Source organism: Bradyrhizobium sp. C9, assembly GCF_002532045.1.
GTDB lineage: Bacteria > Pseudomonadota > Alphaproteobacteria > Rhizobiales > Xanthobacteraceae > Bradyrhizobium.
Map to the genome: position 1 here is coordinate 54589 of NZ_NWTG01000029.1, position 10392 is coordinate 64980.

General features: G+C 65.9%; 10 protein-coding genes. 9 read left to right on the top strand and 1 reads right to left on the bottom strand.

Translation table 11 applies throughout. From position 1 onward, the window contains the following. The first annotated feature begins 37 nt into the window (after positions 1 to 37). The 9 genes from CO675_RS34550 to CO675_RS34585 all read left to right on the top strand — a co-directional run bounded on the left by CO675_RS34550 (position 38) and on the right by CO675_RS34585 (position 7871). Positions 38 to 1432 (top strand): pyruvate dehydrogenase complex E1 component subunit beta, encoded by a 1395-nt coding sequence (locus CO675_RS34550; RefSeq protein ID WP_097676347.1) that lies wholly within the window; start codon positions 38 to 40, stop codon positions 1430 to 1432. Positions 1433 to 1437: 5 nt separating this feature from the next. After that, the gene (locus tag CO675_RS34555; RefSeq protein WP_097676349.1) at positions 1438 to 1743 is read left to right on the top strand and encodes a DUF5076 domain-containing protein; all 306 of its coding nucleotides are present in this window, start codon (positions 1438 to 1440) and stop codon (positions 1741 to 1743) included. Between the two features lie 2 nt (positions 1744 to 1745). Then, positions 1746 to 3113: a pyruvate dehydrogenase complex dihydrolipoamide acetyltransferase gene (locus CO675_RS34560; RefSeq protein WP_097676350.1), complete on the top strand. Its 1368-nt coding sequence runs from the start codon at positions 1746 to 1748 to the stop codon at positions 3111 to 3113. A gap of 12 nt (positions 3114 to 3125) precedes the next feature. Beyond that, a complete protein-coding gene (locus tag CO675_RS41195) occupies positions 3126 to 3302 on the top strand; it encodes a hypothetical protein (protein ID WP_198964851.1) in 177 nt (58 codons plus the stop codon). Then, entirely contained in the window at positions 3303 to 3545 is a 243-nt protein-coding gene (locus tag CO675_RS34565) for a hypothetical protein (protein ID WP_097676352.1), read from the top strand. Between the two features lie 17 nt (positions 3546 to 3562). Then, positions 3563 to 4984, top strand: coding sequence for a dihydrolipoyl dehydrogenase (gene lpdA / locus CO675_RS34570; protein ID WP_097676354.1), 1422 nt, complete (start codon positions 3563 to 3565; stop codon positions 4982 to 4984). Between the two features lie 165 nt (positions 4985 to 5149). Further along, complete coding sequence (locus CO675_RS34575) at positions 5150 to 6391, top strand: threonine synthase (protein ID WP_097676356.1); 1242 nt, start codon at positions 5150 to 5152, stop codon at positions 6389 to 6391. Between the two features lie 79 nt (positions 6392 to 6470). Next, positions 6471 to 7439: a tripartite tricarboxylate transporter substrate binding protein BugD gene (locus tag CO675_RS34580; protein ID WP_097676358.1), complete on the top strand. Its 969-nt coding sequence runs from the start codon at positions 6471 to 6473 to the stop codon at positions 7437 to 7439. A gap of 36 nt (positions 7440 to 7475) precedes the next feature. Next, positions 7476 to 7871 carry a hypothetical protein gene (locus CO675_RS34585; RefSeq protein ID WP_097676360.1) on the top strand — a complete coding sequence of 132 codons (396 nt, stop codon included), beginning with the start codon at positions 7476 to 7478 and terminating at the stop codon, positions 7869 to 7871. A gap of 79 nt (positions 7872 to 7950) precedes the next feature. On the opposite strand, the gene CO675_RS34590 is transcribed toward CO675_RS34585, so the two are convergent. Then, positions 7951 to 10185, bottom strand: a complete 2235-nt coding sequence (locus CO675_RS34590; protein WP_097676361.1) for a lytic transglycosylase domain-containing protein — start codon at positions 10183 to 10185, stop codon at positions 7951 to 7953. Positions 10186 to 10392: the final 207 nt, after the last annotated feature.

Below are 10392 nucleotides of genomic sequence, written 5' to 3' on the forward strand. Positions count from 1 at the left end.
GCGCAGAAGAATCTCAAGACCGATTTCGGGAGCCGATATGCCCATTCAAGTGCTGATGCCTGCGCTGTCGCCCACCATGGAGAAGGGCAACCTCGCCAAATGGCTGAAAAAGGAAGGCGAGACCATCAAGTCCGGTGACGTCATCGCCGAGATCGAGACCGACAAGGCCACCATGGAGGTCGAGGCGACCGACGAGGGCACGCTCGGCAAGATCCTGATTCCGGAAGGCACCGCCGATGTTGCGGTGAACACGCCGATCGCCACCATCCTGGCCGACGGCGAAAGCGCCGCCGACCTCGCCAAGGCGCCGGCCGCACCAGCGCCGCAGCCGAAGGCTGCTGAGACCGCGCCTGCCGAAGCCAAGGCGGAAGCACCGCAGCCCGCGGCGAAGGCGCCGGCCGCGCCGGTCAGCGAAGCATTGCCCGATCCGGAAATTCCGGCGGGTACCGAGATGGTCACTCAGACCATTCGCGAGGCGCTGCGCGATGCGATGGCTGAAGAGATGCGGCGCGACGGCGACGTCTTCGTCATGGGCGAGGAGGTCGCCGAGTATCAGGGCGCCTACAAGGTCACGCAGGGCCTGCTGCAGGAATTCGGCGCCCGGCGCGTGATCGACACGCCGATCACCGAGCACGGCTTTGCCGGCGTCGGCGTCGGCGCTGCGATGGCGGGCTTGAAGCCGATCGTCGAGTTCATGACTTGGAATTTCGCGATGCAGGCGATCGACCAGATCATCAACTCGGCCGCCAAGACGCTGTATATGTCCGGCGGCCAGATGGGATGCTCGATCGTGTTCCGCGGCCCGAACGGCGCCGCCGCGCGCGTCGCCGCCCAGCACAGCCAGGACTACGCCGCCTGGTACTCGCAGATCCCGGGCCTCAAGGTGATCGCGCCGTACTCGGCCGCCGATTACAAGGGCCTGCTCAAGGCCGCGATCCGTGATCCCAATCCGGTGGTCTTCCTCGAGAACGAGATGCTGTATGGCCACACCGGCGAGGTGCCGAAGCTGCCCGATTTCGTGGTGCCGATCGGCAAGGCGCGGATTGCGCGCGCCGGCAAGGACGTCACCCTCGTCTCCTGGGCGATGGGCATGTCCTATGCGCTGAAGGCGGCCGATGAACTTGCCAAGGAAGGCATCGAGGCCGAGGTGATCGATCTCCGCACCATCCGTCCGATGGACACCGAGACCATCATCAATTCGGTGAAGAAGACTGGCCGTGCGGTCACGGTGGAGGAGGGCTGGCAGCAGAGCGGCGTTGGCTCCGAGGTCGCCGCGCGCATCATGGAGCATGCCTTCGACTATCTCGATGCGCCGGTCGCCCGCGTCTCGGGCAAGGATGTGCCGATGCCCTATGCCGCCAATCTCGAAAAGCTCGCTCTGCCGTCCGTCGCCGAGGTGGTCGCGGCCGCCAAGGCCGTGTCGTACCGGTAACGCCGATGGCCGGTCCCAAGGAGCAGCCGCTGCCGCCCGATGTGATGGGCCGCGACGACGCCGTCGAGGTGCTGCGCGCCTTTGTCGTCGACGGCGGCCTGTCGATCGCGTTCCAGCGCGCCTTCGAGGAGCCGGACATGTGGGGGCTGATGCTCGTCGACATCGCCCGCCACGCTGCGCGCGCCTATTCGCGCGAGAGCGAGTTCACTGAAGACGAGGCGCTCGCGCGCATCGTCGAGATGTTCGAAGCCGAAATCGCCCGGCCGACCGACATGGGCCAAACCAAACCGCGGTCGCAACAAGGTCACTGACAATGCCGATCAATATTCTCATGCCCGCGCTGTCGCCGACGATGGAAAAGGGCAACCTCGCCAAGTGGCTCAAGAAAGAGGGCGACAAGGTCAAGTCCGGCGACGTGATCGCGGAGATCGAGACCGACAAGGCGACGATGGAAGTCGAAGCGGTCGATGAAGGCACGATCGCCAAGATACTGGTGCCCGAAGGCACCCAGGACGTGCCGGTCAACGACGTCATCGCCGTCATGGCCGGTGACGGCGAGGATGTGAAGGCGGCAGCCAGCGCCGGAGCGGGCGCCGCACCGGCCGCCAAGCCCGCCGAGGCCCCGAAGCCCGCCGCCCAGGCCGCGCCTGCCGCGGCTCCAGCACCGGCGGCTGCGCCCGCGCCACAGCCGGCCGCAGCACCCGCCGCCGCGCCGCAGGCTGCTGCACCGGCCGCGCAGGCCAATGGCCACGCCCGCGTGTTCTCCTCGCCGTTGGCGCGGCGTCTCGCAAAGGAAGCCGGCATCGATCTCGGACGCATCACCGGCACCGGTCCGCATGGCCGCGTCATCGCGCGCGACGTCGACGACGCCAAGTCCGGCAAGGGCTTGAAGGCACCGGCGGCCGCGCCGGCTGCTGCGGGGCCGAGCATCGCACCGTCGATGTCCGACAAGCAGATCCTGGCGCTGTTCGAGCCGGGCTCCTACGAAGTGGTGCCGCATGACGGCATGCGCCGCACCATCGCGCAGCGTCTCACCGCTTCAGTGCAGAACGTCCCGCACTTCTATCTCACGATCGATTGCGACATCGGCAAGCTGCTCGCCGCGCGCGAGGAGATCAACGCGGCCGCGCCGAAGGACAAGGAGAAGAAGCCGCTCTACAAGATCTCGGTCAACGACTTCGTCATCAAGGCGATGGCGGTCGCGCTGCAGAAGATCCCGAACTGCAACGTCAGCTGGACCGAAGGCGGCATGCTCAAGCACAAGCATTCCGACGTCGGCGTCGCGGTGGCGATGCCGGGCGGCCTGATCACGCCGATCATCCGCAAGGCCGAGACCAAGACGCTCTCGACCATCTCCAACGAGATGAAGGATTTTGCCGCGCGCGCCCGCGCCCGCAAGCTGAAGCCCGAGGAATACCAGGGCGGCACCACCGCGGTGTCCAACCTCGGCATGTACGGCATCAACCACTTCACCGCAGTGATCAACCCGCCGCACGCCTCGATCCTCGCGGTCGGCACCTCGGAGGAGCGTCCCGTGGTGCGCGGCGGCAAGATCGAGATCGCCAACATGATGAGCGTGACGTTGTCCTGCGATCACCGCGCGATCGACGGCGCGCTCGGCGCCGAACTGATCGGCGCCTTCAAGCAGCTGATCGAAAATCCCGTGATGATGATGGTGTGACGGGCATCAGCCATGTACGCGATCTACGGTCCGTACGTCCTGCTCGCCGCCATTGCCGTCGCGTTGCTGGTCGCGGTCAACCGCGACCTGATTTCGACGATCCAGTTCAGGATCATGATGATCGCCGCCGCCGTGCTGGCGCTGGCGTGGTCGATATTCCTGGGTGCGGTATGGCGGGAGTACGGATAGATGGCCGGCACGGCTCGCACGCGCTGGCCCTGGATCTCGCTGCTGCTGTCGGCCGCACTGGTGTGCAATCCGGTCGGATTGGATTTTCTGCACTCCGCGTTCTTCGCCGGCGAACAGCTGGCGCGGAACATCGCCCAGCCGATCGTGCTGACCGTCCTGGCCATCATGGCCCTGGCGATCGGGCTCGAATGGCTGGTCGGGTCGTTGATCGCAAGAAGCCGCGGGCGCGGCGCCACACATTGAGTTGAACGGGAGCCGCCATGGCCGATACATCCTTTGACGTCATCATCATTGGCTCCGGCCCTGGCGGCTACGTGACCGCGATCCGCGCCGCGCAGCTCGGCTTCAAGACCGCGATCGTCGAGAAATCCTATCTCGGCGGCATCTGCCTGAATTGGGGGTGCATCCCGACCAAAGCGCTGCTGCGCTCCGCCGAGATCTATCACTACATGCAGCACGCCAAGGACTACGGGCTGTCGGCCGACAACGTCTCGTTCGATCCGAAGGCGGTGGTGCAGCGCTCGCGCGGGGTCTCGAAGCGCCTCAACGACGGCGTCGGCTTCCTGATGAAGAAGAACAAGGTCACGGTGATCTGGGGCGATGCCACGATCGATGCGCCCGGCAAGATCACGGTGAAGAAGTCGGCGGTGGAAGCGCCGAAGGGCGCGAGCGGCGAGGGCGCCTACCAGGCCAAACACATCATCATCGCGACCGGCGCGCGGCCGCGCGTGCTGCCCGGGCTCGAGCCCGACAAGAAGCTGATCTGGACCTATTTCGAGGCGATGGTGCCGGAGCGGATGCCGAAGTCGCTGCTGGTGGTCGGCTCCGGCGCGATCGGCATCGAGTTCGCCTCGTTCTTCCACACCATGGGCTCTGACGTCACCGTGGTCGAGGTGCTGCCGCAGATCCTGCCCGTCGAGGACGCCGAGATCGCCGGGCTGGCGCGCAAGCGGTTCGAGAAGATGGGCATCAAGATCATGTCCTCGACCAAGGTGACGAAGCTGGAGAAGAAGGCCGACAGCGTCGTCGCGACCATCGACGACGGCAAGGGCCAGCCGCAGACCAAGGAATTCGAGCGCGTGATCTCGGCGGTCGGCGTTGTCGGCAACATCGAGAATCTCGGGCTTGAGAAGCTCGGCGTTAAAACCGACCGCGGCTGCATCGTGATCGACGGTCTCGGCAAGACCAACGTCCCTGGCATCTATGCGATCGGCGACGTCGCGGGACCGCCGATGCTCGCGCACAAGGCCGAGCATGAGGGCGTGATCTGCATCGAGGCGATCAAGGGCCTGCATCCGCATCCGATGGACAAGCTGCTGATCCCGGGCTGCACCTACTGCAACCCGCAGGTCGCCTCCGTCGGCCTCACCGAAGCCAAGGCCAAGGAAGGCGGCCGCGAGATCCGCGTCGGCCGCTTCCCGTTTGTCGGCAACGGCAAGGCGATCGCGCTCGGCGAGGACCAGGGCCTCGTCAAGGTCGTGTTCGACAAGAAGACCGGGCAATTGCTTGGCGCGCACATGATCGGCGCCGAGGTCACCGAGCTGATCCAGGGCTATGTGGTGGCGATGAATCTGGAGACCACGGAAGAGGAACTGATGCACACCGTGTTCCCGCATCCGACCTTGTCGGAAATGATGAAGGAAGCGGTGCTCGACGCCTACGGGCGCGTGTTGAATATCTAGTCTCAGATCCGTCATCCTGAGGCGCTCGCGCAACGAGCCTCGAAGGATGTACGGCCCCGGATCGAGCAGCAGGGCTCGTCGCCCTTCGAGGGCCGCTAAGAAGCGGCCACCTCAGGGTGACGGGTCTGATATGAGTGAACCCAAGAACAAGAAAGAGCGCATCTCGTGAAAGACAACGACAACCTCACCATCGAACGCCCGACCTTCGTGACCCATCTCGAATGCGCGATGGAGGGCGATCATTATGCGGCCGATCAGGTGCACAACCTCTCGAAGGCCGGCAAGCCGCTGTTGGTGCGCTACGATCTCGCCGAGGTGAAGAAGGCGCTGACCAAGGACGCGCTGGCCGAGCGCCCCGCCGACCTGTGGCGCTACCGGGAGCTGTTGCCGGTGCGCAAGTGCAAGGACATCGTCAGCCTCGGCGAGGTCACGACGCCGCTGATCCGGCTGCCGAAGCTTTCCGCGCGGCTTGGCGGCGGCGAGATCATCGTCAAGGACGAGGGGCGGCTGCCGACCGGCTCGTTCAAGGCGCGCGGGCTCGTGATGGCGGTGTCGATGGGCAAGGCGCTCGGCATCAAGCACATGGCGATGCCGACCAACGGCAATGCCGGCGCGGCGCTCGCGGCTTACGCCACGTCCTGCGGCATCAAGACCACGATCTTCTGCCCCGCGGACACGCCGGAGGTGAATGTCAGCGAGATCGAATTGCAGGGCGCCACCGTCTATCGCGTCAACGGCTACATCGACGATTGCGGCAAGATCGTCGGCGAGGGCAAGACCAAGGTCGGCTGGTTCGATACTTCGACCCTGAAGGAGCCGTACCGGATCGAGGGCAAGAAGACGATGGGCCTCGAGCTCGCCGAGCAGCTCGGCTGGGATGTGCCCGACGTGATCTTCTATCCGACCGGTGGCGGCACCGGCCTGATCGGCATGTGGAAGGCGTTCGACGAGCTGGAGAAGATCGGTTTCATCGGTTCGAAGCGCCCACGGATGGTCGCGGTGCAGGCCTCCGGCTGTGCGCCGATGGTGCGGGCCTACGAGGCCGGCACCGAGCATGCGGCGCGCTGGGAGGACGCTCACACCATCGCCTCCGGCATCCGCGTGCCGCAGGCGGTCGGCGACTTTCTCATCCTGCGCGCGGTGCGCGAGAGCAAGGGATTTGCGATCGCGGTCGATGACGACAAGATCACCGCCGCCCTCAACGAGGTCGCGCGCGAGGAAGGACTGCTGTTGTGTCCCGAGGGGGCTGCGACCTATGCCGCCTACAAGCAGAGCCTTGCCGACGGCCGCGTCACCAAGGCCGACCGCGTGATGCTGTTCAATTGCGCCAGCGGCCTGAAATACCCGCTTCCGCCGGTGACCCGCGCGCTGGACAGGCACAAGCCGATCGACTTCTCGCAGTTCTGACGCCTCATCCGAAGGGCCATCTTGTCGAAAGGTGGCCCTTCAAAAATGATACGACAAGGAAGATTGAGGGGAGCGCGTGATGCGGAAGCTGGTTCTGGCCGTGTTGGCGATGTTGGCGTTCACGGGGAGCGTTTCGGCGGAAACCTGGCCGGCGCACCCGATCACCATCGTCGTGCCGTTCGCCGCCGGCGGTCCGTCGGATGCGATGGCGCGCATCCTCGCCGAGCGCATGAAGCAGTCGCTCGGCGAAGTGGTTCTGATCGAGAACGTGACCGGAGCGGGCGGCTCGCTCGGCGTCGGCCGCGCGGTGCGCGCGGCGCCCGACGGCTACACCGTCTCGTTCGGCCATCTCGGCACCCATGTCGCGAACGGCGCGATCTACAAGCTCGGCTACGATCTCGTCGAAGATCTCGAGCCGGTGGTGCTGCTGCCGAGCAATCCGATGATCATCGTCAGCAAGAACGCCGTGCCGGCGAAGTCGCTCAAGGAGCTGTTGGAGTGGCTGAAGTCGCGACCGGCGCCGCCGACCGCGGGCACCGCCGGCGCCGGCAGCGGCAGCCACATCGCCGGGCTGTATTTCGAGAACGTCTCCGGCATCAAGCTGCAATACGTGCCCTATCGCGGCACCGGGCCGGCGCTGAACGACCTCGTCGCCGGCCAGATCGATATCATCGTCGACCAGACGTCGAACTCGATCAACCAGGTTCGCGCCGGCAACATCCGCGCCTATGCGGTCACCGATTCCAAGCGGGTCGCGAACGCGCCTGAGGTCCCGACGGTCGACGAGGCCGGCCTGCCGGGCTTCCACATGACACTGTGGTCCGGCCTCTGGGTGCCGAAGGGCACGCCGAAGGAGATCGTGGACAAGCTCAACGTCGCGGCGATCCAGGCGATGAACGATCCTGCCGTGAAGAAGCAGCTCGAAAATCTCGGCTTGCAGATGCCGCCAAAGGACCAGCTCAAGCCGGAGGCGCTCGGCGCCTGGCAGAAGGCGGAGATCGCAAAATGGTGGCCGATGATCAAGGCGGCGAACGTGAAGGTGGATTGAGGTAAGGCTCTTGTTCTCGCCCGGCGAGGGAGGTCCATGAGGAATCTTGCTCTCGCGTGGCTGGTGTCCAGCGCCGCCTTCGCCGTCGCCTTTGTCGGCTGGATGGTGCCTTGGACCACGACACCCGGCGTGCACACGTTGTACTGGAGCGACGATCTTCGCCTGTTCCTGATCACGCTGGCGGCTGCTCTGACGTTCCAGTTAATCTACGGCGGGTTGGTTTATTTCATTCTCACCCGGCTTTGGCTCTGGAGCATCTGGACTGTCGGGTTCGCGTATCTGCTGCCGGTCTTCGTCGTTGACTGCATCGGGATCGACACCCCCGGGGGGGCTCATGCGGTCATTGCCTGGATTGCATTCGCATGCCTCGTTGCCGGCGTATTTTGGTTCTTCGCGCGCGCACAGATGCGGCGCGACGCCAGTCCGCTTTAGGCGTCGGGCGGGTTGACCGCAGGCGTCGTCCGTCAATAGAGGCGCATTGGCGCGGCTGGGCCTGCAACGGCCGCGGTGCTTACTGCGCCGGGGCCGCGTTGCTCTCCTGCGTCACGACGCGCTCGCCGCTTTTCGCCGCCAGCGCAGTGCCTGCGTCCTCGAACCGCGCCTGATAGACCGCGAAATTCTCCATCACGCGCTGCACGTAGTTGCGCGTCTCCGAGATCGGGATCCGCTCCACCCAATCGACCGGATCGACCTTGGGATCGCGCGGATCGCCATAGGCCTTGATCCAGTCGCGGACGCGGCCGCGGCCGGCGTTGTAGCCGGCAAACGTCATGATGTGGCAGCCGCGATATTCCGCCAGCAGCGCACTCAATTCGGCGGCGCCCATCTGGGTGTTGTAGACCGGATCGGAAACCATCCGGCTCCAGTCATAGCTGACACCGAAACGTTTGGCGGTGTCGCGGCCGGCTTCAGGCGTCACCTGCATCAGGCCGACGGCGTTGGCCGCCGATTTGTCGCGCTGATCGAACGCGCTTTCGGTGCGCGCGATCGAGTAGGTCATGCTGCGCCCGATATCGGGGGCGATCGGGGCGTGCTTGGGAATGCCGATGACCGGGAAGGCGTAATGGTCGAAGGCAAAGCCGCGCGCCAGTGCGATCTTGCCGATCTGCAGCATGGCGCGAGCATCGTTATGGCGGCCGGTGAGTTCGCCGAGCGCCTCGAGCATCCCGACATCGGTGCTTTCCTCGGCGAGGTCGGCGGCGAAATAGAGCACGATGTCGGGCTCGCCGATCGCGTAGAGCATGTCGGCGGCACGCACGCGCTCGTCGGCCGCCATGCTGCCGGCGCTGGCCGCCGGCGAGGGCGCGCGCAGCTCAATGCCGTCACGCCCGAGCCTGGCCAGCGCGAGCTGACCGTAATAGGCGGTCGGGTAGCGCGCTGCGGCCTGGTAGTCGGCCCGCATCGCGACGCTGTTGCCGAGCGCTTCGGCGGCGCGACCGCGCCAATAGGCGGCGCGCGCCAGCACCGTCGGGTTGGTCTGGCCTTCGTCGATCCGTGCGAAATGCGCGGCCGCGGTCCTGGCATCGTCGAGATAGCGCAGCGCGATCCAGCCGCGCATGAAGTGCATGTCGGAGCGGTAATACGGATTGTCCGGCGGCGCCGCGCCGCGGATCACGTCATAGGCCGCCTGGTACTCACCCTGGTCGAGGAGCTTGCGGGAGAGGATGCGGCGCTCGCGCCACCACTGGTCGGTGTCCTGCTGCGCCATCGTCTCGGGCGCGGCCGCAATCGTCACGCGCGCCGCATCGTCGATCCTGTTCTTCGCGAGCAGCCACTGGATGCGGCACAGCGTATAGCCGAGGTCGCCGCGGGCGTCGGCCGGCACGTCGTTGAGCGTGTCCTCCGCCTTGCTGGATTGCCCGCGGACCGCGCCGCAGGCCTTCACGATGGCCAGCTCGTCGCTGCCGAGGTGCTGTGCCGCGCGCCGCGCGCCGGCGAGATCCTTGGCGCCGATCCGCTTGTCCATGCGCGCGCGGTGGTCGTCGCGCGTCAGCAGTTCCTTGAATGCGTCGTAGGCGTCGCTCTCGGTACGGTCCAGCAGTTCTTCCGAGCGCCAGGCCTCGCGCACCAGCCGCGTGGCGCCGTCGCGATCGCCTTCGGCGAGCAGCGTACGGGCGAGCGCGAACTTGCCCTTGGCGCTGATCGGCTGATCGAGCGTGAAAGCGTGAACTGTGGCCGGATCGCTGCGCTCCTGCCAGATCCGCGCCTCAGCCCGTTTGCGCAGCAGCGTGGCGCTTGGCCAGTCCGGGTTGGCCGTGACGAATGCCGCATAGCGGCTGAACGGCGCATTCGACTCGGAATGACGCAGCAGATACCACTCGACGAGCTTGCGCCCGACGGGATCGGTGATCTTTGCCTGGATGTCGGTGGCGTCGCTGGTCTTGCCCCGGCGCGCCGCGGTGATCGCATCCCTGACCGCGGCGAGATCGCCCGACAGTTGCGGGCCGGCGGGCTTCTCCGGCTCGGGCGCCTTCGAGGTCTCAGCCGATTTCGATGGAGCGGATTTGGCCTTCGCGGATTTGCGTTTGTCGGCGCCGTGCCTGGCATGCCGGCGCTTGCCGGAGGCGTTTTCGCGCGCAGACTTAGTGCCGGCCTTGATGCCGGCCTTGGCGCCATGCGCCTTCTTGTCCCCGTGGCCGCTCTTGGCCTGGTGCTGGTGATGTGGTTTAGCGGCTGCCTGAACGGGAAGCAGCGCAAGCGCGGCGGCGGTGGCGAAACACGCCAGCGGACGTAGGCACCGGTTCATTCCCTGGTCCCCCCTGAGAAACCACGAGGCACAAACAGAACGCGTCATACGGCGGCACAATCGCCGCAGATTATCACTACCCTCGATTCTCGAGTGTTAATGCTGGCGCAACTCAACAGGGAAAACGCGGCAAAATAAGGCATAAATCGCGTGGAACCCACGGGAACCGGTGGTCTTGCGGGCATTTCCTGAGGGGCCGAGACGCCC

Excerpts from the sequence above, each read along its gene's own strand:
- CO675_RS34580 (WP_097676358.1), top strand. The coding sequence starts at position 6,471 with ATGCGGAAGCTGGTTCTGGCCGTGTTGGCGATGTTGGCGTTCACGGGG.
- lpdA (WP_097676354.1), top strand. The coding sequence starts at position 3,563 with ATGGCCGATACATCCTTTGACGTCATCATCATTGGCTCCGGCCCTGGC.
- CO675_RS34560 (WP_097676350.1), top strand. The coding sequence starts at position 1,746 with ATGCCGATCAATATTCTCATGCCCGCGCTGTCGCCGACGATGGAAAAG.
- CO675_RS34585 (WP_097676360.1), top strand. The coding sequence starts at position 7,476 with ATGAGGAATCTTGCTCTCGCGTGGCTGGTGTCCAGCGCCGCCTTCGCC.
- CO675_RS34565 (WP_097676352.1), top strand. The coding sequence starts at position 3,303 with ATGGCCGGCACGGCTCGCACGCGCTGGCCCTGGATCTCGCTGCTGCTG.
- CO675_RS34550 (WP_097676347.1), top strand. The coding sequence starts at position 38 with ATGCCCATTCAAGTGCTGATGCCTGCGCTGTCGCCCACCATGGAGAAG.
- CO675_RS41195 (WP_198964851.1), top strand. The coding sequence starts at position 3,126 with ATGTACGCGATCTACGGTCCGTACGTCCTGCTCGCCGCCATTGCCGTC.
- CO675_RS34590 (WP_097676361.1), bottom strand. The coding sequence starts at position 10,185 with ATGAACCGGTGCCTACGTCCGCTGGCGTGTTTCGCCACCGCCGCCGCG.
- CO675_RS34555 (WP_097676349.1), top strand. The coding sequence starts at position 1,438 with ATGGCCGGTCCCAAGGAGCAGCCGCTGCCGCCCGATGTGATGGGCCGC.